Origin of the sequence: Vibrio sp. 1S139, assembly GCF_041439475.1 — a bacterium.
Taxonomy (GTDB): Bacteria; Pseudomonadota; Gammaproteobacteria; order Enterobacterales; family Vibrionaceae; genus Vibrio; species Vibrio crassostreae_C.
This window is the reverse complement of sequence record NZ_JBGOOD010000004.1, coordinates 12,338-34,083: the sequence shown is the minus strand read 5'-3', so window position 1 is coordinate 34,083 and position 21,746 is coordinate 12,338. Positions and strand designations below refer to the sequence as shown.

At 45.7% G+C, this 21,746-nt stretch carries 18 protein-coding genes and 1 pseudogene; 14 read left to right on the top strand and 5 right to left on the bottom strand.

The window, feature by feature from the left end:
• Position 1 precedes the first annotated feature (1 nt).
• From lpxD to ACED46_RS02390, 11 genes are all read left to right on the top strand, one after another.
• Complete coding sequence (gene lpxD / locus ACED46_RS02440; RefSeq protein WP_371720843.1) at positions 2–1,033, top strand: UDP-3-O-(3-hydroxymyristoyl)glucosamine N-acyltransferase; 1,032 nt, start codon at positions 2–4, stop codon at positions 1,031–1,033.
• A gap of 93 nt (positions 1,034–1,126) precedes the next feature.
• Entirely contained in the window at positions 1,127–1,579 is a 453-nt protein-coding gene (fabZ, locus tag ACED46_RS02435; RefSeq protein ID WP_009847408.1) for a 3-hydroxyacyl-ACP dehydratase FabZ, read from the top strand.
• 1 nt (position 1,580) lies between these two features.
• On the top strand, positions 1,581–2,369 hold the full coding sequence (lpxA, locus tag ACED46_RS02430) for an acyl-ACP--UDP-N-acetylglucosamine O-acyltransferase (RefSeq protein WP_017069381.1): 789 nt from the start codon (positions 1,581–1,583) through the stop codon (positions 2,367–2,369).
• 129 nt (positions 2,370–2,498) lie between these two features.
• Complete coding sequence (gene lpxB / locus ACED46_RS02425) at positions 2,499–3,695, top strand: lipid-A-disaccharide synthase (protein ID WP_017072280.1); 1,197 nt, start codon at positions 2,499–2,501, stop codon at positions 3,693–3,695.
• A gap of 33 nt (positions 3,696–3,728) precedes the next feature.
• Positions 3,729–4,349: a ribonuclease HII gene (gene rnhB, locus ACED46_RS02420; protein ID WP_017063371.1), complete on the top strand. Its 621-nt coding sequence runs from the start codon at positions 3,729–3,731 to the stop codon at positions 4,347–4,349.
• A 113-nt stretch (positions 4,350–4,462) separates the two neighbouring features.
• Positions 4,463–7,942: a DNA polymerase III subunit alpha gene (dnaE, locus tag ACED46_RS02415; protein WP_048616172.1), complete on the top strand. Its 3,480-nt coding sequence runs from the start codon at positions 4,463–4,465 to the stop codon at positions 7,940–7,942.
• A gap of 45 nt (positions 7,943–7,987) precedes the next feature.
• Positions 7,988–8,947, top strand: coding sequence for an acetyl-CoA carboxylase carboxyl transferase subunit alpha (gene accA / locus ACED46_RS02410; RefSeq protein ID WP_017060731.1), 960 nt, complete (start codon positions 7,988–7,990; stop codon positions 8,945–8,947).
• A gap of 124 nt (positions 8,948–9,071) precedes the next feature.
• Complete coding sequence (gene tilS / locus ACED46_RS02405) at positions 9,072–10,406, top strand: tRNA lysidine(34) synthetase TilS (protein ID WP_371720842.1); 1,335 nt, start codon at positions 9,072–9,074, stop codon at positions 10,404–10,406.
• Between the two features lie 46 nt (positions 10,407–10,452).
• The gene (locus ACED46_RS02400; RefSeq protein ID WP_170791809.1) at positions 10,453–10,776 is read left to right on the top strand and encodes a cytochrome c; all 324 of its coding nucleotides are present in this window, start codon (positions 10,453–10,455) and stop codon (positions 10,774–10,776) included.
• Positions 10,777–10,906: 130 nt separating this feature from the next.
• On the top strand, positions 10,907–11,245 hold the full coding sequence (gene glnB, locus ACED46_RS02395; RefSeq protein ID WP_017063373.1) for a nitrogen regulatory protein P-II: 339 nt from the start codon (positions 10,907–10,909) through the stop codon (positions 11,243–11,245).
• Positions 11,246–11,306: 61 nt separating this feature from the next.
• Complete coding sequence (locus ACED46_RS02390) at positions 11,307–12,149, top strand: endonuclease/exonuclease/phosphatase family protein (RefSeq protein ID WP_371720841.1); 843 nt, start codon at positions 11,307–11,309, stop codon at positions 12,147–12,149.
• Positions 12,150–12,255: 106 nt separating this feature from the next.
• On the opposite strand, the pseudogene ACED46_RS02385 reads toward ACED46_RS02390, so the two are convergent.
• From ACED46_RS02385 to gloB, 3 genes and pseudogenes are all read right to left on the bottom strand, one after another.
• Positions 12,256–12,947, bottom strand: a pseudogene (locus ACED46_RS02385) (YIP1 family protein).
• Positions 12,944–14,518 (bottom strand): LysM peptidoglycan-binding domain-containing protein, encoded by a 1,575-nt coding sequence (locus ACED46_RS02380; RefSeq protein WP_017063374.1) that lies wholly within the window; start codon positions 14,516–14,518, stop codon positions 12,944–12,946. The pseudogene ACED46_RS02385 and the gene ACED46_RS02380 overlap by 4 nt, the downstream one beginning before the upstream one ends.
• Before the next feature lie 70 nt (positions 14,519–14,588).
• Complete coding sequence (gloB, locus tag ACED46_RS02375) at positions 14,589–15,347, bottom strand: hydroxyacylglutathione hydrolase (RefSeq protein ID WP_017060725.1); 759 nt, start codon at positions 15,345–15,347, stop codon at positions 14,589–14,591.
• A gap of 53 nt (positions 15,348–15,400) precedes the next feature.
• On the opposite strand from gloB, the gene ACED46_RS02370 reads away from it, so the two are divergent.
• On the top strand, positions 15,401–16,183 hold the full coding sequence (locus tag ACED46_RS02370) for a class I SAM-dependent methyltransferase (RefSeq protein ID WP_017060724.1): 783 nt from the start codon (positions 15,401–15,403) through the stop codon (positions 16,181–16,183).
• Between the two features lie 98 nt (positions 16,184–16,281).
• Here ACED46_RS02370 and rnhA read toward each other — a convergent pair whose 3' ends face one another.
• On the bottom strand, positions 16,282–16,746 hold the full coding sequence (gene rnhA / locus ACED46_RS02365; protein ID WP_017060723.1) for a ribonuclease HI: 465 nt from the start codon (positions 16,744–16,746) through the stop codon (positions 16,282–16,284).
• Positions 16,747–16,802: 56 nt separating this feature from the next.
• On the opposite strand from rnhA, the gene dnaQ reads away from it, so the two are divergent.
• Both dnaQ and ACED46_RS02355 read left to right on the top strand, forming a co-directional pair.
• Complete coding sequence (gene dnaQ / locus ACED46_RS02360) at positions 16,803–17,570, top strand: DNA polymerase III subunit epsilon (RefSeq protein ID WP_017060722.1); 768 nt, start codon at positions 16,803–16,805, stop codon at positions 17,568–17,570.
• Positions 17,571–17,579: 9 nt separating this feature from the next.
• Positions 17,580–18,827 (top strand): TIGR03503 family protein, encoded by a 1,248-nt coding sequence (locus ACED46_RS02355; protein ID WP_017069371.1) that lies wholly within the window; start codon positions 17,580–17,582, stop codon positions 18,825–18,827.
• Positions 18,828–18,955: 128 nt separating this feature from the next.
• Here the strand turns inward: ACED46_RS02355 and fadE are convergent, their stop codons facing one another.
• On the bottom strand, positions 18,956–21,421 hold the full coding sequence (fadE, locus tag ACED46_RS02350; RefSeq protein ID WP_059019960.1) for an acyl-CoA dehydrogenase FadE: 2,466 nt from the start codon (positions 21,419–21,421) through the stop codon (positions 18,956–18,958).
• Positions 21,422–21,746: the final 325 nt, after the last annotated feature.

The window sequence follows — 21,746 nt, the reverse complement described above, 5'->3', positions numbered from 1 at the left end:
TATGAAGAACCTGACTTTAGCCGAATTGGCAACGATTACTGGGGGAGAGCTACACGGAGACGGTACGATTACCGTCTCAGCAGTCGCTCCTATGGATAAAGCGCAAGAAGGTAACATTACGTTCCTTTCTAACGTGAAGTACAGCAAGCACCTAGGTGACTGTAAAGCGTCCGCTATTATGGTTAAAGAGAGTGAGCGTCAACTGTGCAAGACTAACGTGATTGTGGTTAATGACCCTTATGTTGCTTTTGCTAAAGTTGCTCAAGCGCTTGATACTACTCCTGCTCCCGCAGCGGCTATTGCTGATTCTGCTTCAATCTCTAGCGAAGCAACCATTGGACAAAATGTGTCTATTGGCGCGAACGCTGTGATTGAGTCTGGTGTAGTACTTAGTGATGATGTGATCATCGGTGCTGGTTGCTTTATTGGTAAAAATGCAAAAATTGGCGCAGGCACTAAGCTGTGGGCTAACGTAAGTGTTTACCATGAAGTTGTGATTGGTGAAGGATGTCTGATCCAATCAAGTACTGTTATTGGCTCTGATGGCTTTGGCTATGCGAACGAGAAAGGTGAGTGGGTTAAGATCCCGCAAGTGGGTTCTGTTCGCATTGGTAACCGCGTAGAAATTGGCGCGTGTACTACCATCGACCGCGGCGCATTAGATGACACAATCATCGAAGACAACGTTATCCTAGATAACCAACTCCAGATTGCTCACAATGTTCACATCGGATATGGTTCAGCTCTTGCTGGTGGTACTATCATTGCAGGCAGTACGACGATAGGTAAGTACTGTATTATTGGTGGTGGTTGTGTGATTAATGGTCACATTGAAATCGTTGACGGCGTTACAATCACCGGTATGGGGATGGTAATGCGCAGCATCACTGAGAAAGGCATGTACTCTTCGGGTATTCCTTTACAGCCAAATAAAGACTGGCGTAAAACAGCGACGCGAGTTCATCGTATTGATGAAATGAACAAGCGTTTGAAAACCGTTGAAAAACTTATTGAGAAGAGCGCGGAATCATAATTCCAGCATTTCTAATAAAAGGCTCGCGTACAGCGAGTCTTTTTCGTTTATAATCCTTCTAATTAAATAAAGAATATACATAGGAATACGACTTTGACTACTGAACAGACAACGATGAACATTACTGAAATTCAGGAACTACTACCTCATCGCTACCCATTCTTAATGGTTGATCGTGTGACTAGCTTTGAAAAAGAAAAAACACTGACCGCAATTAAGAATGTTTCTGTTAACGAACCTCAGTTCACAGGCCACTTCCCACAACTTCCTGTATTCCCAGGCGTGTTGATCTTAGAAGCAATGGCACAAGCAACAGGCCTTCTAGCATTTAAATCTTTTGGTGCGCCTTCTGGCAACGAGCTTTACTACTTTGCAAGTGTTGATAAAGCAAAATTCCGTAAGCCAGTAGTACCTGGTGACCAACTGGTTATCGAAGTTGAATTCTTAAAAGAACGTCGTGGCATCGCATCGTTTAATGGTGTTGCTAAGGTTGACGGCGTAGTTGTATGTTCAGCTGAACTTAAATGTGCTCGTAGAGAGTTTTAATATGATTCATGAAACAGCGAAAATTCACCCGGCAGCAGTAATCGAAGGTGATGTAACTATCGGTGCTAACGTGACGGTTGGGCCTTTCACTTACATTGCTGGTAACGTGACAATTGGTGACGACACTGAAGTGATGTCGCACGTTGTGATCAAAGGTCACACAACCATTGGTAAAGAAAACCGTATCTTCCCACACGCTGTTATCGGTGAAGAAAACCAAGATAAGAAATACGGCGGCGAAGACACAACAGTTGTGATCGGTGATCGCAACGTAATTCGTGAAGCGGTTCAAATCCATCGTGGTACGGTTCAAGACAAAGCAACCACAGTGATTGGTGATGACAACTTACTTTGTGTTAATGCTCACGTAGCGCACGATGTTATTGTTGGTAACCACACTCACATTGGTAACAACGCTATTCTTGGCGGTCATGTAACGGTTGGCGACTACGCTGGTGTTATGGCACTTTCTGCGATTCACCCATTCTGCTCAATTGGTGCTTACGCATACATCGGTGGCTGTTCTGCAGTTGTTCAAGATGTACTGCCGTACGTGCTTGCACAGGGTAACCACGCGGCTCCATTCGGCCTTAACCTAGTAGGCTTGAAGCGTAACGGATTTGAGAAACCTGAAATTCGTGCACTACAGAAAGCGTACAAAGAGCTATACCGTTCAGGTAAAACACTTGAAGAAGCGAAAGCGGCTTTAGTGGAAATGGCAAAAGAGTTTACTTCGGTAGTTCCTATGCTTGAAATGCTAGAGAACTCTGAGCGCGGTATTATTCGTTAATACTCGATGTGGTTATGTACCAATCCGCGTAAGTATGACAATAATTACTTAATCAGATTGGTATAACAAAAAGATCGCTAATCATTAGGCGATCTTTTTTGTTTTAGGCAAGAAGGGAATTGGAAAACTATGGCACAGCAAGAAACAGCAACCAACAGCACGGACTTTGTTTCGAATGAACCACTGCGCGTAGGTATCGTTGTCGGAGAACTCTCTGGTGACACGCTTGGCGAAGGTTTTATCAAAGCAATCAAATCGCAGTACCCGAACGCTGAATTCGTGGGTATTGGCGGACCAAAAATGAAGGCGCTTGGTTGTGAGTCTCTTTTCGAGATGGAAGAGCTGGCTGTCATGGGCTTAGTTGAAGTACTTGGCCGTTTACCTCGCTTATTAAAAGTGAAAGCAGAGCTGGTAAAGTATTTCACTCAAAACCCGCCAGATGTGTTTGTGGGTATCGATGCGCCTGACTTCAACCTAAGACTTGAACTCGATCTTAAGAACGCCGGCATTAAAACGGTTCATTACGTGAGCCCTTCCGTGTGGGCTTGGCGTCCTAAACGTATCTTTAAAATCGACAAAGCAACCGACTTGGTTTTGGCCTTCCTGCCATTTGAGAAAGCGTTTTATGATAAATACAACGTTGCCTGTGAATTTGTTGGTCACACGTTAGCTGATGCTATTCCTTTAGAACCAAGCAAACAAGATGCACGTGAGCTGTTAGGCTTAGATCAAGACAAGCAATGGTTAGCTGTATTGCCGGGTAGTCGTGGTGGTGAGATGGGTTTGATTGCTCAACCATTTATCGAAACTTGCCAACGTATCAAGCAGAAGTATCCGGATATCAATTTTGTTGTTGCGCTCGTTAACGAACAGCGTAAAAAGCAGTTTACTGAAATCTGGCAATCGACCGCACCTGAGCTTGAATTCACGTTAGTCGAAGATACGGCAACCAACGTGATTACCGCCGCTGATTCTGTGCTCTTGGCTTCAGGTACCGTGGCTCTTGAATGTATGTTGCTTAAACGCCCTATGGTGGTTGGTTACAAAGTAAATAAGCTGACGGGTTACATTGTTAAGAAGTTGGCGATCACTGAGTTTGTGTCACTGCCGAATATTTTGGCTGGTGAAGAGATCGTGAAAGAGCATATTCTTGAAGAGTGCCACCCAGACTTTTTGTTCCCGTCTGTCGATAAAATGCTATCAGCCGATAACAGTGCCTTGATCAAACGCTTTACCGAGATGCATCACTGGATCCGCAAAGACGCAGACAAACAAGCCGCTAACGCAGTATTGAAATTGATTGACCGACCTTTTGTTGAAGCATAAAGCGCTTATTTACAGAACATTAAGAGATTAGTTATGGCAGTAAAAGAAAAAAAAGAGCTTCCTCCATTTGAATACCCGCAAGGTTACCAGCTGTTTGCTGGCGTGGATGAAGTAGGGCGTGGCCCTTTGGTTGGCGACGTGGTGACCGCTGCGGTTATCCTTGATCCAAACAACCCAATCGAAGGCTTGAACGACTCAAAGAAATTGTCTGAGAAAAAGCGTCTTGCGTTACTTCCTGAAATCAAAGAGAAAGCTTTGGCGTGGTCTGTCGGTCGTTGTTCTCCACAAGAAATTGATGAGTTGAATATTCTGCAAGCGACGATGGTTGCTATGCAGCGAGCTATCGCGGGGTTGAGCGTTCAACCTGATATGGCGTTGATAGATGGAAACCGAGTCCCAGAACTGCCGATGGATGGTCTTGCGATTGTGAAGGGGGACTTGCGAGTGGCTGAAATCAGTGCGGCGTCTATTATCGCAAAAGTCGTTCGTGACCAAGAGATGGAAGATCTTGATAAACTTCATCCAGAGTTTGGTTTTGCTAAGCATAAAGGTTACCCGACCAAAGCGCATTTCGAAGCGATTGAAAAACATGGTGTAACCGAGCATTACCGCAAGAGCTTTAAGCCAGTAAAACGTATTCTTGGTATAGATTAGAGCTTTACGTTAACTAGAGCTTAGCATCGAATAAAGTTGCTAACTTGTATTAGAAAAAAATAGAATACACACAGTTGTAATCCTAGGCTCAAACCTAGAACTCAGGAAAAATAATGTCAGATCCAAAATTTGTTCACCTACGCGTACACAGTGACTTTTCGATGGTGGATGGCCTATCCAAGGTGCCACCATTAGTTAAAAAAGTCGCTGAAATGGGTATGCCTGCTCTAGCATTGACCGACTTTACCAACCTGTGTGGTTTAGTGAAGTTTTACGGTACTGCCCATGGGTGTGGGGTTAAACCTATTATTGGTGCTGACTTCTTGATGCAGTCTCCGGAATTCGGTGACGAGTTGACCAAGCTCACCGTTATCGCAACGGACAATAAAGGTTATAACAACCTAACGTTACTCATCTCAAAAGCTTACCTTCGTGGTCATGTTCAACATCAGCCTGTTATTGATAAAGAGTGGCTAATTGAGAATGCAGAAGGCCTGATCATTCTATCGGGCGCCAAAGAAGGTGAGATTGGTAAGGCGTTGCTGAAAGGTAACCGTGACTTGGTTGCAAGCAGCGTCGAGTTTTACAAAACGTACTTCGCCGATCGTTTTTACTTGGAACTGATTCGTACCGGACGACCAGATGAAGAGTCATACTTACACTTTGCGTTAGAGCTTGCTGAACAGGAAGACCTGCCTGTTGTCGCAACCAACGAAGTGGTTTTTCTAACTGAAGACCTGTTTGATGCTCACGAAATCCGCGTGGCGATCCATGATGGTTTCACTATGGTCGATCCTCGTCGCCCTAAGAACTACAGCGCGCAGCAATATCTACGTAGTGAAGAAGAGATGTGTGAGCTGTTCTCAGACATTCCTGAAGCACTTGAGAACAGTGTTGAGATTGCTAAGCGTTGTAATGTAACGGTTCGTCTGGGCGAGTACTTCCTGCCTAACTTCCCAACGGAAGGTTTGGCGATTGAAGACTTCTTGATCAAGAAATCTGAAGAAGGCCTTGAGCGACGTCTAGCGTTCCTATTCCCAGATGAAAAAGTGCGTGCTGAGCGCAGACCGGAATACGATGAGCGACTCAAGATTGAGCTCGAAGTTGTTAACAACATGGGTTTCCCAGGTTACTTCTTGATCGTAATGGAGTTCATCCAGTGGTCAAAAGACAACGATGTGCCAGTAGGTCCTGGCCGTGGTTCTGGTGCCGGCTCTCTAGTCGCTTACGCCTTGGATATCACCGATCTCGATCCACTTGAATACGATCTACTTTTCGAACGTTTCTTGAACCCAGAACGTGTATCCATGCCCGATTTCGATATCGACTTCTGTATGGATAAGCGTGACCAAGTTATTGATCACGTGGCTGAAATGTACGGTCGTGATGCCGTTTCTCAGATCATCACCTTTGGTACCATGGCGGCAAAAGCGGTAATCCGCGATGTAGGCCGTGTACTGGGTCACCCGTTTGGTTTCGTCGATCGAATTTCAAAGCTTGTACCGCCAGATCCGGGTATGACGCTAGAGAAAGCATTCCTTGCTGAACCTGCATTGCCAGAGCTTTACGATGGCGATGAAGAAGTTCGTGAGCTGATCGATAAGTGTCGCATCCTTGAAGGTTGTACGCGAAATGCCGGTAAGCACGCGGGCGGTGTTGTTATCTCACCCACCACGATCACCGATTTTGCGCCAATCTATGCCGATGCAGAAGGTAACTTCCCAGTAACGCAGTTCGATAAGAATGACGTTGAAACCGCCGGTTTGGTTAAGTTCGACTTCTTGGGTCTACGTACTCTGACCATCATCGATTGGGCGTTAGGCCTTGTAAACCCTCGCCTGAAGAAAGAAGGCAAAGAGCCGGTTCGTATCGAGTCGATTCCTCTTGATGACCAAGCGTCATTTAACCTATTACAAAATTCTGAAACCACCGCGGTATTCCAGCTGGAATCGCGTGGTATGAAAGACCTTATCAAACGTCTACAGCCCGACTGTTTTGAAGATATTATCGCATTGGTAGCCCTGTTCCGTCCGGGTCCTCTGCAATCAGGCATGGTAGATAACTTTATCGACCGTAAACACGGCCGTGAAGCGGTTTCTTACCCTGATGAAACGTGGCAACACGAATCGCTGAAAGAGACGCTAGAACCTACGTACGGCATCATCCTGTATCAAGAGCAGGTAATGCAAATCGCACAGATCCTTGCTGGCTATACGCTTGGTGGAGCGGATATGTTGCGTCGTGCGATGGGTAAGAAAAAGCCAGAAGAGATGGCAAAGCAGCGTGGTACCTTTAAAGAGGGTGCTGAAGCCAATGGTGTTGATGGCGAGCTGGCCATGAAGATCTTTGACTTGGTAGAGAAATTTGCGGGCTACGGCTTTAACAAATCTCACTCCGCAGCATATGCACTGGTTTCTTATCAAACGCTATGGCTGAAAACGCACTACCCAGCGGAATTTATGGCTGCGGTAATGACAGCGGATATGGATAACACCGAGAAGGTTATTGGCCTTGTTGATGAATGTTTCCGTATGAAGCTCAAGCTTTTACCACCAGATATCAACTCAGGTTTATACCGTTTCAATGTGGATGAAGATGGCGCGATTGTTTATGGCATCGGTGCGATCAAAGGGGTCGGTGAAGGCCCTATTGAAGCGATCATTGAAGCGCGAAATAAAGGCGGTTACTTTAAAGACTTATTCGACTTCTGTGCACGCCTTGATCTGAAGAAGGTCAACAAACGTGTTATCGAAAAGTTGATTCTATCCGGAGCCTTAGATAGATTAGGTCCTCACCGAGCGGCAATGATGGCATCTTTGAAAGATGCGGTGAAGGCGGCGAGTCAACATCATCATGCCGAGTCTTTTGGTCAATCTGATATGTTTGGCGTGTTGACCGACGCTCCGGAAGAGGTTGAACACAAGTATACCCAAGTGCCTAAATGGCCTGAGAAGGTTTGGCTTGAAGGTGAACGTGAAACGCTTGGTTTGTATTTAACGGGTCACCCGGTTAACGCTTACATCAAAGAGTTAGCGAAATACACCAGCTGTCGTTTGAAAGATGCCACGCCAACGCGTCGTGACCAATCACTAACAATTGCAGGCTTGGTGATTGCTGCGAGAGTGATGACGACGAAGCGCGGCACGCGAATTGGTTTGATGACACTTGATGACCGTTCGGGGCGAATGGAAGTGATGTTGTTCTCGGATGCGCTCGATCGCTACGCAGAATTGCTCGAAAAAGACAAAATTGTGGTCGTTTCCGGACAGGTCAGCTTTGATGATTTCAATGGCGGGCTTAAAATGTCCGCGCGCGAGGTCATGGACTTAGGAAGCGCCCGTGAGAAATATGCTCGTGGGGTGTCGATATCTATCGACCAATCCCAAATTAACGGTCAATTTTTTGAACGCTTTAGTCAAATCTTAGAACCTTATAGAGCCGGAACGGTCCCAGTCAATGTATACTACCAGCGTGCCGACGCTAGAGCGCGGTTAACATTGGGCACAGAATGGCGCGTGACGCCAAGTGATACATTACTAGACGAATTAAAACAGCTGCTTGGAAATAGCCAAGTAGAACTCGAATTTAACTAAAATTTAGCTTCGCGAATGCGGAGCTGAATCAACAAGGATTCATAGATGAGCCTGAACTTTCTAGAATTTGAAAAGCCTATCGCTGAACTTGAAGCAAAAATCGAAGCGCTACGTGACGTTTCGCGTCACGGTGGTGACACAGCGGTAGATCTAGACAAAGAAATCGAACAACTAGAGAAAAAAAGCTTAGAGCTTAAACAGAAAATCTTTAGTGACTTAGGTGCATGGCAGGTAGCTCAACTTGCTCGTCACCCTCAACGTCCTTACACCAAAGATTACCTGGAGCATGCCTTCACAGAATTTGAAGAGATGGCGGGCGATCGCGCTTACGCTGACGACAAAGCTATTGTGGGTGGTATGGCTCGTCTAAATGGCCGTCCTGTTATGGTTATTGGTCACCAGAAAGGTCGTGAGACTAAAGAGAAAGTGATCCGTAACTTTGGTATGCCAAAGCCAGAAGGTTACCGTAAGGCGCTACGTCTAATGGAAACTGCTGAGCGTTTCAACATGCCTATTATTACTTTCATCGACACAGCGGGCGCATACCCAGGTGTTGGTGCTGAAGAGCGTGGTCAATCTGAAGCTATCGCTAAAAACCTAAAAGTGATGGCTGGCCTTTCAGTTCCTGTTATCTGTAACGTTGTGGGTGAAGGCGGTTCTGGTGGCGCACTAGCGATTGGTGTTGGTGACTACGTGAACATGCTTCAGTACTCTACGTACTCAGTAATCTCTCCAGAAGGTTGTGCTTCAATCTTATGGCGCGATTCAGATAAAGCACCACAAGCAGCTGAAGCGATGGGCCTGATTGCTCCTCGTCTTAAAGAGCTTGAGCTTATCGACGAAATCATTCCTGAGCCTCTAGGTGGCGCGCACCGCGACCCTGCACAAACCGCTCAAAACATGAAAGACATGTTAGTTAAACAGCTAGAAGAGCTAGAGCAGTTTGATAACGAAACGCTGCTTGAGCGTCGTTACCAGCGTCTAATGAGCTACGGCTACTGCTGATAACTTGCCTTAGCGATAAGGCTAGCTATACGAACAAATGATGAAAGGGTTGGACTCAGTGCCAACCCTTTTTTATTATTAAAACATTATCCCTTAAAACACGATCTCTTGGTTTATTAGCCTCATGACACACTTAATTGATACCTTCACATCTGTACTTGATCAAAGCGCGCTTAAGCCTTGTCGGTTGATCGTCGCTTTCAGTGGTGGTGTCGATTCACGAGTGTTGTTGGAGTTGGCTGCCCAATTCGCTAAGTCCCATCACATCGATTGCTGTGCGGTACATGTTCACCACGGCTTAAGCAACAATGCTGATTATTGGGCAGAGCAGTGCAAAACATGGTGTGATGCTTTGTCGGTATCCTTGTTCATTGAACGAGTCTCGCTAGATATTAGCCGTGGAGAAAGCGTTGAAAAGCTGGCTCGAGACGCGCGATACCAAGCCCTTAAAAAGCATATTAGACAAGGTGATGTGTTAGTGACAGGCCAGCACATCGATGACCAAGTCGAGACCTTCTTGTTAGCTCTTAAGCGTGGCAGTGGTCCGAAAGGGCTCTCTTCAATGGCGAAAGTGATGCCATTTTCAGGTGCTCATATCGTTCGCCCACTGCTGTCGGTGACGAGAACGGATATTGAAGGGGCGGCGCGCGATATGGCTTTAACTTGGGTAGAAGATGAGAGTAATCAAGACGTTCGCTTTGACCGTAATTTTATTCGTCATCAAGTCACTCCGACACTGACCGAGCGTTGGCCTAGTTTTCGAGAATCGGTCAGTCGTAGTGCTCAGCTATGTGCAGAGCAGGAGTTGCTGTTGGATGAGTTGTTAGAATCTCACTTACAACAAGCTTTGACTGAGAAGCACAGCTTAAGTATTGAGGTATTATCTCAGTACTCTGATTTACTGCGTGCACGCTTATTAAGAATGTGGCTGAGCCGCTGTAATCAACCGATGCCGAGCCAAAAGCAGCTCAAACTTATATGGGATGAGGTGGCATGTGCTCAGGCAGACGCCAACCCTAAGCTGGTGTTGAATGAGGTTGAGGTTAGACGTTTTAATCATCAGCTCCATGTCGTAAAAGAGACCAAAGACTTGTCGAACTGGCAAAGTGATATCTCGATGGAAGAGAGCTTAGTTTTGCCTGACGGTTTAGGGGAACTACACTTAACTTCAGCGGCGAGTGATGGTGTATCTAACCACTGTGATGCGCAACATTTTAGTCTCAACACAACGAGAGGAACACTGCGAGTGATATTTAACCCTGAGGGATTGTCAGCACACCCTGTTGGGCGCGGTCATAGCAGGAAGCTTAAGAAGTTGTTTCAAGAGTACCAAGTACCCAGTTGGTTAAGACGCAGAACGCCGATATTAATGGATGGCGATCGAGTGATCGCTGTTTTAGGCTTATTCGTAGATAAAAACTACGAAGGTCAAGATTGTGAAGCGCTTTGGAACAAGTAGAAAAAGTTTATGTCACAATTCACCGTCACTTTAATAAAAATAATTAATGGAATATGCAATGAAGAAAATTACACTAGGATTAGTTCTTGGATTTGGACTATTGAGTGGTAACGCTCTGGCGGCTGATGTTGCTGCGGGTCAAGCTAAAGCAGCAATCTGTGCGGCATGTCATGGTGCAGACGGTATCGCAGTGATCCCTGGCTATCCAAACCTTAAAGGTCAAAACGAGCAATACATCGCTTCATCAATTAAGGCCTATAAGAATGGCCAGCGCACCGGCGGTTTGGCCGCTGTAATGCAGGCTCAAGCTTCAATGCTGAGTGATGAAGACATCGCGAATCTAGCCGCTTACTACGCAAGCCTTAAGTAAAACCTTCTCAAAGCGCTGATTAAACAAGATGATAAATTTCGAGCCAGAGCTTTAAAGCTCTGGCTTTTTTCATTGAATGTTTACTATAGCTAACCGATAATGAGCCATTCGCACAGTTTAAGGGATGAACATGAAAAAGATTGAAGCCATTATCAAGCCATTCAAACTTGATGATGTACGTGAAGCACTTGCAGAAGTGGGTATTACGGGTATGACAGTATCTGAAGTTAAAGGCTTTGGACGTCAAAAAGGTCATACTGAGCTATACCGCGGCGCAGAGTACATGGTCGACTTTTTACCTAAAGTGAAACTAGAAATCGTTGTGACCGACGAAGTGGCTGACCAATGTGTTGATACCATCATTGAGACGGCTCAAACAGGTAAAATTGGTGACGGTAAGATCTTCATTACTGAAGTTGAACGTGTGGTACGTATTCGTACTGGCGAAGAAGACGAAGACGCCGTATAAAAAAACTATTACCCTAAAAGGAGCGTTTATCGCTCCTTTTTCATCTCTGGTAGGGTGCTGTATGTTTAAGAAAGCCATCATTGTTATCACGTTATTGATAACGCTTGCTGTCGTTAGTTTTCATTTTATCTTCGTGATCCCGAATAAACCCAACCTGATCATTTCCTCTCAAAGTACCAGTAACGACATCTACAGTTGCTACCAAAACTCTGCACCGAAAGCGATTGATGTGTCTGATGGCTTAGACATTACGGTGTGGAATATCTACAAGCAAAACCGAAATAATTGGCAGAGTGAGTTAAATAAGCTGTCGGCAGGTAGCGATTTAGTCTTGCTGCAAGAAGCTAGTATGACAGAAGGACTTCGCCAATGGGTAATGAGCGGACAGTGGGGAAGCACACGTGTTAATGCGTTTGAGGCCTTTGAGCAAAGTGCTGGGGTACTCAACCTAGCAACCCATTTACCGATTGAAGCGTGTGCTTATACTCATGAAGAACCTTGGCTTCAACTGCCTAAATCGGCGCTTTGGTCGCGTTACCAACTAAACAATGGCGAAGAGCTGGCTGTGATTAATATCCACGCTGTGAACTTTACCTTTGGTACGGAAGATTACGAGGCTCAGCTCAAGAGCTTAACTGACAATCTGCAAAAGTATCGTGGGCCGGTTATTTTTGCTGGGGACTTTAATAGCTGGAGTGAAGCTCGCTTTGCTGTATTGAAAGATGCGTTGGAGAAGGTTGGTTTGACGGAAGTTGCCTTTGAGCCAGATAACAGAACTCAGTTCATTACAGGACTGGTGCTCGACCATGTGTTCTATCGAGGGCTAGAGGTAGAAAAAGCAAAAGCGCCCATTACGGACGCTTCTGATCATAACCCTATGCGAGTGACCTTTAAGGCTAAATAGTGATTAGCTATTAGTCATTGGAACTTAACCATTCGCACGGTGGTTACCTTGGGAAATCTAACGGAACAATAGGCTAGAGAGTCTTCGCTAGCCTTATCTCTTCTACTTAAAAGATTAAAATGTAGAGCGCCCAGATTAGGTAGTAGCCAACCCATGGTAAGCCTGAAATCACAAGCGCTTGCCCGCGTTCAAACTCAGTCCACGTTAATACCGCAGCATAACCTAGCACGATGTACCATGGCAGAAGCAGTGGTAATGAGCTAGCAAACTGTGACCAATCATTAGTTAGCGGTAACTTGATCAAGCCATTTAAGCTGTTCAAGTCGGCAGCGTAGTTCATCACATGTCCATGCTTGAGTATCAGGCTTGCGTAGCTTGCTACATCACCTAAAACAGCTGGGAATATAACAACCGATGCCGCTGCAAACCATCGCCAAAAGCTGTGCTGATGTTGGCTTGGCTTGGCTTGGTTGCTAGGTTAAACCAGAATGCCAATAGAACGATGGTTAATGTTCGGCCAAATACGTCGCTGATGATTTCACTTGCGAGTAAGGTATTGCGGTCAAGTAACGCCAATTGGTCAGGGTTCGTTTGAGCCAGTTGCTGCGAGAGCTCTGCACTTAACCATGCAAAATCTACATTCGAAAAATAAGCACCCCAAAACAAAAATGGGCTGAGCATTAATACGACGTAGGGTTGCCATCCCCAAGCACTTCGTTGATAAAGCGCTAAGAAACAAGCTGTTGGCGAACGGAATATATCCAACAGCATGACGAGTGGGTTACTTGACGGGTTCATACACTTACCTTAGTTACATCAACATACAGCTTCAGTTTTTGTCCTGGCTGTAGGTATTTTTTGTTCTGCAAAGTGTTCCATTTTACAACATCTGTACTTTTTACTTTGAACTTTGATGCAATACCGCTGACTGTGTCACCTGATCTTACGTTATAAAAGATCGTACGAATGATGGCGCCGTCTGAGCCATTTTTCCAAATGACCAGTTCTTGACCAACTCTAAGCGTGTCGCGTGGCCCCATACCATTCCACTTAGCCAGTGATTGGTGAGAAACCTTATTTGCGCGTGCAATCGTCCATAGGCTGTCACCACTTCTTACAGTATGGCTGAGCTTATATTGACCACGACTCTTCGACTGTGTGCTTGCTAGGCGGTTTGAGGCGCTTAGGGCGTATGTCTTGTCGTCTTTGGTGGATGTTGGGATAAGTAAGTGCTGGCCAATACGAATATTGTTGTTGCTCAAACCGTTTGCAGAGCGGATCACTTTGCTGGTGGTGTTATATTTGCTTGCCAGTACGCTAATGCTGTCACCAGATTGAACCTTGTAACGCACCAACTTCATGCCTTTGCCTTTATTGGCAGCGACTTCTTTGTTGAATTTCTCAACTGAATCTAAAGGAAGTAATAGTTGTTGGTGTTTCTCTGGTGCCGTTGCCCATTGGTTGTAAGCCGGGTTGTAACCTTGAAGTTCTTTGACAGGAATGCCTGCGTAGTTCGCAGCAATGGCTAAATCGAGCTGTTCTTCAGGGTTAACCAGAGTCAGCACTGGCTTATTCGGGATCGCCGGAATATCGATGCCATACTTTTCTTGGTTGGCAATGACATCTGCTAGAGCAAGCAGTTTAGGTACATAGCTGCTGGTCTCTTTTGGTAAGTCCAAAGAGAAAAAGTCGATTGGCTTGCCAAGCTTCTTGTTCTTGCGGATTGCGCTGTTTACTCGACCACCACCACTGTTATAGGCAGCAATCGCATGATTCCAGTCGCCATCGAAACGTCGGTTAAGATCTGAGAGGAAGTCCAATGCGGCGTCGGTAGAGGCGGCAACATCGCGGCGGCCGTCATACCAAAAGTTCTGTTCAAGCCCGTAGTCTTTGCCAGTGCCTGAAATGAATTGCCATAGACCAGCAGCACTGCCATGAGAGTAGGCAAACGCATCGAAAGAGCTTTCTACAACGGGTAGTAGTGCCAATTCTAGTGGTAAGCCTTTTTCTTCAATCTTAGTCGTGATCAGATACAAGAAAGGTTCAGCACGCTTTGATACTGTTTTTAGATGACTCGGGTGCTTGAGATACCAAGTTCGGTAGTAGTCGACCTTCTTTTGGTCTGGCACTTCCATTTCAAGTTGCATCGCAATGCGTTTCCAAACATCTTCTTGTGTTTGTGGAGTAACGACAGGTGCTTCAACTTTTTGATCTTCTTTGGCTGTTGCTTCTGATGAAACGTTCGCTTGAGAAACTTCTTTAGTAGGAGATGTGTTGGTTTGCTCGGAAGCTTGGTCTGGATTCTCTGACTGAGTTAATTGGCAACCAGAAAGTAGTAATACCAAAGCCCAGCTGTACTTAACTCGCATGTTACAGCCTTTTTAATTAACGGCCGATGATAATACTTGCCACCCCCTATGAGTGACAAGTCTGTATTTGTTAAAATTCGTTCTTCCACGCACGTAAAGCGGTGAATACCGATAAAGGATCGGTCTGCTCGGTGCGATTAGACACTGATTTCACTACACTTGGCTCGGTATAGCGCAGGAAGGGGTTCACAAACTTCTCTTGTCTCAAATTTGTGGGGATGGTCGACTTATTTTGAGCGCGAAGTCGGTTCACTTGGTCGCGATATTGCTGCAAATGTTGGTTATCAGGCTCTACGGCTAATGCGAAAGCGATATTGGCTGCAGTGTACTCATGTGCACAATAAACTTCGGTTTCTTGAGGCAGAGCCGTGATCTTATTCAGTGCATCGAACATCTGTTGTGGTGTGCCTTCCATGATTCGGCCACAGCCCGCAGAGAACAACACATCACCACAAAACAGTTTGGCATCGCCCACATAACCAATATGACCCGCAGTATGGCCACTGAGCCCTAGGACGAGGAATACTTCGCCAAACAGTTCTAATTGATCACCATCATCGACCGGATGAGTTAAGGTAGGGATAGGTTCATTCCTTGGACCGACAACATCCACGCCGGGAAATTGTCTAACGAGTTCTGGAACACCACCAATGTGATCGTGGTGGTGGTGTGTAATCAAGATTGCATCTAAAGTTAGCTCATGGTGTGCCAAGTACTCTAATACTGGAGCTGCATCGCCGGGGTCGACGACAGCACAACGGCGATCGCTATTTTGAATCAGCCAGATGTAATTGTCGTTAAATGCAGGTATGCTTTTGATATGTAACATTATTGGTTCTCCAGTCACTATTAGTGCGACAGAATAAGTGAGACAGATTATTGATGAAGCCAGCACGTAGCAGAAAGAAGTTTGAACGTCCTTACACTTGGGCGCAATTGCACAATGGAGACTGGTTGAGAGAATCTATTCAAACTCGACTCGATGAGTGGTGCCCAAAGCTATTTGGTTACCATATGCTCAAGCTCGGTGGCCTCAGTAGTGAGATTTCTAGCTGCACATGCAACATTCAACATCAAGTAAACCTAGATATCCAGAACCCATTACATAATGTGATAGCGGATGGCTATAATTTACCCTTTTTGGAGAAAAGCTTTGATGTTGTAGTGTTGAGTCATCAGTTAGATTATAGCAATGACCCGCATCGATTATTGAGAGAAGTCGATCGAGTGATGATGGACGATGGCTATATCATTATCACGGGCTTCAACCCAATCAGTGTCACTGGGCTTGCCAGTTTGATGCCTTGGCGAAAGAACAGCTTACCCTGGAGTGGGCGTATGTACACGCCAAGTCGAATTAAAGACTGGTTAGGTGTACTTAACTATGAAGTAATTCATTGTGACACCTACGCGCTGTTTCCGATGAGTAAGTATCAAGCGATGTGGACGTGGTTGGAGAACAGCTTAGGTGGTTGTGCATCCTTCGCCGGAAGCCAATACTTTATTGTTGCTCGTAAGCGTACTTACCCGCTAAAACCCATCAAACCACATTGGCACCTTAAGCGACGTTTCTCGCCTGTTGGGGCAAGTTTTAGAACCAATACGCGCCGTACAATGGATTCAGCCAAAGCGTCATATCCGCTAAAAACAGAAAAAGCCGATTAGTTGTCGGCTTTTCATCTATCAATTCGATTGAGAAATTGTCAATTAGTTTAAGAAATTATAAATCGCTTTCTGAAATGTGCGTCTAATTAAAAAGACGATTAGCTTGGTTGATAGCCCGTATCTTCTAGAGTCGGATTCTCCGCTGCATTTCGCGCTAAATCATCACACATTTCGTTTTCTCTGTGTCCCGCGTGTCCTTTTACCCAGCGCCAATCAACGCTATGGCGAGCGGTTTCTTTATCGAGCCTTTGCCACAGATCGGCATTTTTAACCGGTTTCTTGTCGGCTGTTTTCCAGTCACGCTTTTTCCAGTTATGAATCCACTGTGTGATGCCTTGACGCACGTATTGGCTATCTGTGGTCAGAATCACAGAGCAAGGTTCTTTGAGGGCTTGGAGAGCAACGACAGCGGCGAGCATTTCCATACGGTTATTGGTTGTTAGCGTGAAACCTTCTGCTAGCGTCTTCTCGACTTTTTTGTAGCGAAGTACGATGCCATAGCCGCCGGGACCAGGGTTGCCTAAACAAGAACCATCAGTGAAAATTTCAACTTGTTTCGTCATGATTTGATACTATTACCTCAAGCACATTATCGGCATAGTCTGACACAGTTATCCTTATGAATACCAGTAGCACTCCAGAACAAAGCACGAACGAAAAAAACAGTTCGAACGAAAATAAGCGCATTGTTGTACTCGATACCGAAACCACCGGTATGAATACAGAAGGTGGCCCTCACTATATGGGTCACCGCATCGTTGAAATTGGTGCAGTAGAGATCATCAACCGTAGGCTGACCGGGCGTCATTTCCACGTCTACATCAAGCCCGATCGTGCGATTCAAGAAGAGGCGATTGGCGTTCACGGTATTACCGATGAATTCTTGATTGATAAGCCTGAATACCAAGACATTCATAAAGAGTTTCTCGACTTTATCAAAGGTGCGGAGCTGGTGGCTCATAACGCGCCCTTCGATACGGGCTTCATGGACTATGAGTTTGAGAAGCTCAACCCAGCGATAGGTAAAACGGATGACTACTGTAAAGTTACCGATACCTTGGCAATGGCGAAGAAGATATTCCCAGGTAAAAGAAACAACCTAGATATCTTATGTGACCGTTACGGTATCGATAACTCGCACCGTACTCTCCACGGCGCATTGCTCGATGCGGAGATCCTAGCCGACGTCTACTTATTGATGACGGGTGGTCAAACTTCGCTGCAATTTAACGCTGGTCAACAGGAAGGCGAAGCCGAAAGCATACGAAGAGTAGAAAGTGGTCGAAAATCCCTAAAGGTTTTACGAGCTACGGCCGATGAAGTAGAAGCGCATCAAAGTCGTTTAGATCTCGTCGAGAAAAGCGGAAGCTGCCTCTGGCGTCAGTAGGGAGAAAGTATGTTAAGGGTATTGGCTACCGGTTGCTTATTGCTGTTAAGTTTTGGCTTACATGCAGCAACAGAATCCGTTATGAGTTTATTGGACAACCGTTTTAGAGTTGATCCCAGTATTGAACAAGTCACCTTTGTGATTTATCGAGCCGATAACTCTAAACCTGTCGTTTTGGTTCGCCCTGATGGCAAGAAATACTACTCTTGGCGCAATGCTGATAATGTCCGTTGGTACGAAGAATCGTCCATGGACATTATCTCTATCGACAATCCGATGCCCGGCCCTTGGCAAGCGATAGGTAAAGTTTCCCCTAAGAACAATATCAAGCTGCTGTCTCATCTTGTTTTGGATGCTAATGAGTTCCCAGATAAGTTGTATCAAACAGAGCGCATCAAATTTACCGCTCGACTGACTTCTGATGGCAAGCCGCTGGTGCTGCGCGATTTTCTCGATCGCGTGAAGCTTAAGGTTACCTTTACTAAGTTTGTTGAAAACGAAGAGTCTTTGGTGAGAGAAGCGCGCCCGGTGCCGGTTGTGATGGGCGAGTTTGCCGATGATGGCGCTGATCTTGATGAAAAGGCCGGAGATGGTGTGTTCACTGTCTCTTTGCCAATTGATATCGAGCCCGGTAAATACCGAGCGCGTATTACCTCTGGTAATGGCGTGTTCCTGCGAGCGCAAGAGCAAGAAGTCTTGGTTTACCCAACACCGATCACTAGCACCTTCATTCAATCACGAAAAGAGGGTTTACCTCATACTATTGTGGTGTCTGGTGAACAGGGGATGATCGCACCGAGCTCGTTAGCGGTTCATGTTGAGCACAAGGCTCCTGATGAATATGTGATGTACAAGCAGGGGCAAGCTGAAGTCGACGCAATGAAAGTCGCTTTAGAGGTGCCTTATAATGGCGATTTAGGAATTTATAATTGGTCAGGGATGGTTTATGCCACTGATGCTTCAAGTCAGCGCCCGCTGATTTTTCCAATTACCGAGCAGTCGTACAGCGTTGTTGAAGATATCGACTTAGCAGAGTCACGACGTCTTCAAGAAGAAGCTCTTGCTGAACAGAAGCGTATCGCAACAGAGTTGATGATCCTTCAAAAACGTGAAGATGACAGACAGCGCAGTATGATCATTATTGCGGTGGGTAATGTGGTCGCTATTCTATTGGGCTTATTGATTTGGTTTGTGGTTCGTAAGGTCAAGGCGAAGAAAAAAGCGTTACCTGAGATGCAGCTCAAGGCGCCCAAGTAACTCGCTTAGATGATTAGATTGTCTAGAGAGAATAAGCTGCTAGATAAAGCATTGGAATTTGTGGCAACGAAATCATGAACAAAAAAACGGGACTCATAGTAGTCCCGTTTTTGTTTCTTTTTCTGGCCTTAAGCGACGTTATCAATCGATTGGTCTGGGTACTGAGATTTTGCTGCAAGCTCCTCTGGTGAGAAGTCATCCACGTTAATCGTGTACAGTCTATGTTCCTCAGCGCTAATCAGAAGATTTGCTTCGTCTTGCGTTAAGATACCTTTCTCAAGTCCCAACTGAGCAACAAGATCAAGTCGTAAGAAGGCACGTTTTTGATGTGTCTCTTTGCAGACTTTGTCGAACAGAGGTTCAGCTTGAAGAATCACTTCTAGCGCTTTTTCAATCTTACCTACTGGGTTGTATTCCGTCGCTTCTAGGTATTGGCCGCGACCTATACGAGAGCGTGTTTCGCTTGGTGTTTGTAGAATGTGCGCAACTTTGCTATCGAGCTTGTCGTTTGGAGCACGACGGATACGACCAAATGGCATTAGCACAACACGAAGCAGACGACCAATCACAGGGTTAGGGAAGTTCGCTAAGAATTCATCAATCGCCACTTCAGTCTGACGTAAGCTATCTTGCATCCCCCAATGTACTAACGGTAGATCTTCAGCGTGGCTGCCTTCACTTTCAAAGCGCTTCAACGTTGCTGAACCGAGGTAAAGTTGACTTAAGATATCACCCAGTCTTGCTGATAAACGTTCTCTACGCTTCAGTGATCCGCCTAGAACTGCCATTGAAATATCAGACAGTAGCGCTAGGTTTGCACTGTAGCGGTTTAGCTGTTGGTAGTAACGCTGTGTCTGTTTATCTGTTTTATTTGAAGGTGTTGGCGCATCAGAACCACGACCATCGGTTAAACCAAACCACAAGCTGCGGACTAGGTTGCTCATCGTAAAGCTAACGTGCCCTGCTAACGCTGAATCAAACTTATCAAGCGCATCGCTGCTTTCAGAATAAGCCGCTTCCATTTCGTTCAGTACGTAAGGGTGACAGCGAATCGCACCTTGACCATAGATGATCATTGAACGAGTCAGGATGTTTGCGCCTTCAACCGTAATCGCGATAGGCGAGCCTTGGTAGCCACGAGCTAGGAAGTTCGATGGGCCTAAACAAATGCCTTTACCACCGACGATATCCATCGCATCAATGATGCTGCGCTGGCCACGGTGAGTACAGTGGTACTTAACGATTGCAGAGATAACCGAAGGCTTTTCACCAAGGTCGATGCCCGCAACGGTTAGGTTACTTGCAGCGTCCATTACATAAGCGTTACCTGCAAGGCGTGCAAGTGGCTCTTCAACCCCTTCCATGCGGCCAATAGGCTGTTTGAACTGACGGCGGATACGAGCGTAAGCGCCAGTTGCAAGCGCGGCAGACTTGATGCCACCAGTTGAATTTGAAGGCAGTGTGATACCACGACCAACCGACAGGCACTCAACCAGCATACGCCAGCCTTGACCGGCCATTTTCTGACCGCCAATGATGAAATCGATAGGCACGAAGATATCGTCGCCTTGCGTCGGGCCATTTTGGAAAGGTACGTTTAGTGGGAAGTGGCGGTTGCCAATCTCTACGCCTTTTAAATCCGTTGGGATAAGCGCACAAGTGATACCAAGATCTTTTTGATCACCAAGCAGGCCATCCGGGTCACGAAGTTTAAAAGCTAAGCCTAATACCGTCGCGACAGGCGCGAGAGTGATGTAACGCTTGTTCCAAGTTAGGCGCATGCCAAGTACTTCTTCGCCTTGCCAGTCGCCTTTACATACCACACCGTAATCTGGGATAGAGCCTGCATCTGAACCGGCTTCTGGGCTAGTCAGAGCAAAACAAGGGATCTCTTTACCTTCCGCTAAGCGAGGCAGGTAGTGGTTTCTTTGTTCTTCTGTTCCGTAGTGTTGTAAAAGTTCACCAGGGCCTAATGAGTTAGGTACGCCAACCGTCGATGACAATACACTAGAAACGCCCGTTAGCTTCTGTAGAACCAAAGATTGAGCGTAAGCTGAGAACTCTAAGCCGCCGTATTTTTTCTTGATGATCATGGCGAAGAATTTATGGTCTTTCAGGTATTGCCATACTTCTGGTGGCAAATCAGCAAGCTCATGTGTCACTTGGTAATCATTGACCATTTCACACACGGTATTTACTGGGCCATCTAAAAACGCTTGCTCAGCTTCAGAGAGCTTCGGATCAGCAATGTTCTGAAGCTTCTTCCATTCAGGTTTGCCTTTGAACAGCTCTGCTTCCCACCATACTGTGCCAGCTTCTAGTGCTTCTTTTTCTGTCTGAGACATCGCCGGTAGAACTTTCTTAAATAAAGAGAGTGCTTTTTGGCTGATCAGTGTCTGACGAATGGTCGGTACAGCAAAGATCGCAACGGCTAATAGATAGCAAAGCCAGCCAGTAACAGCCACGCCGCCAAGCAGTGTTAATGCTACCATTGCGCCGGTTAATACAACTAATGCACGTACCAGACTAACTCTATGGTAAAGACAGACGCCTAAGATGGCGGTCATGCCGAGTAGGGAGAGCAATATGTTCATGATCGATTTCCTTTTCAGAGATCACTTATTGTTATTAAGTTTTAGGTAAGAGGTCTAACCAGTTAAGTGTAAACAAAATATTAAATATTTGTAAAACTCCAAAGTGAGTAAAAAGTGATCTCAATAGAGTTAAAGTTCTAATTGTGAGAGGTTGGTGGCGAATATTTGGACGGATCGGCAGTGAGACCCTAATAAAGGTGGCAATCTTTGGGCTTAAGTGTCGACACTATTTCATGTTTGTGGGTAAACTCAGTTATAAAGAGGGGAAAACCCTCAGTTCTCATTTCACGCACTTTAAGTTGCGTTAAAAAAAATAAGAGATAAG

What these genes read in the sequence shown, in the direction of transcription:
- lpxD (WP_371720843.1), top strand. Translation starts at nt 2, where the DNA reads ATGAAGAACCTGACTTTAGCCGAATTGGCAACGATTACTGGGGGAGAG.
- lpxA (WP_017069381.1), top strand. Translation starts at nt 1,581, where the DNA reads ATGATTCATGAAACAGCGAAAATTCACCCGGCAGCAGTAATCGAAGGT.
- lpxB (WP_017072280.1), top strand. Translation starts at nt 2,499, where the DNA reads ATGGCACAGCAAGAAACAGCAACCAACAGCACGGACTTTGTTTCGAAT.
- rnhB (WP_017063371.1), top strand. Translation starts at nt 3,729, where the DNA reads ATGGCAGTAAAAGAAAAAAAAGAGCTTCCTCCATTTGAATACCCGCAA.
- dnaE (WP_048616172.1), top strand. Translation starts at nt 4,463, where the DNA reads ATGTCAGATCCAAAATTTGTTCACCTACGCGTACACAGTGACTTTTCG.
- accA (WP_017060731.1), top strand. Translation starts at nt 7,988, where the DNA reads ATGAGCCTGAACTTTCTAGAATTTGAAAAGCCTATCGCTGAACTTGAA.
- tilS (WP_371720842.1), top strand. Translation starts at nt 9,072, where the DNA reads ATGACACACTTAATTGATACCTTCACATCTGTACTTGATCAAAGCGCG.
- ACED46_RS02400 (WP_170791809.1), top strand. Translation starts at nt 10,453, where the DNA reads ATGGAATATGCAATGAAGAAAATTACACTAGGATTAGTTCTTGGATTT.
- glnB (WP_017063373.1), top strand. Translation starts at nt 10,907, where the DNA reads ATGAAAAAGATTGAAGCCATTATCAAGCCATTCAAACTTGATGATGTA.
- ACED46_RS02390 (WP_371720841.1), top strand. Translation starts at nt 11,307, where the DNA reads ATGTTTAAGAAAGCCATCATTGTTATCACGTTATTGATAACGCTTGCT.
- ACED46_RS02380 (WP_017063374.1), bottom strand. Translation starts at nt 14,518, where the DNA reads ATGCGAGTTAAGTACAGCTGGGCTTTGGTATTACTACTTTCTGGTTGC.
- gloB (WP_017060725.1), bottom strand. Translation starts at nt 15,347, where the DNA reads ATGTTACATATCAAAAGCATACCTGCATTTAACGACAATTACATCTGG.
- ACED46_RS02370 (WP_017060724.1), top strand. Translation starts at nt 15,401, where the DNA reads ATGAAGCCAGCACGTAGCAGAAAGAAGTTTGAACGTCCTTACACTTGG.
- rnhA (WP_017060723.1), bottom strand. Translation starts at nt 16,746, where the DNA reads ATGACGAAACAAGTTGAAATTTTCACTGATGGTTCTTGTTTAGGCAAC.
- dnaQ (WP_017060722.1), top strand. Translation starts at nt 16,803, where the DNA reads ATGAATACCAGTAGCACTCCAGAACAAAGCACGAACGAAAAAAACAGT.
- ACED46_RS02355 (WP_017069371.1), top strand. Translation starts at nt 17,580, where the DNA reads ATGTTAAGGGTATTGGCTACCGGTTGCTTATTGCTGTTAAGTTTTGGC.
- fadE (WP_059019960.1), bottom strand. Translation starts at nt 21,421, where the DNA reads ATGAACATATTGCTCTCCCTACTCGGCATGACCGCCATCTTAGGCGTC.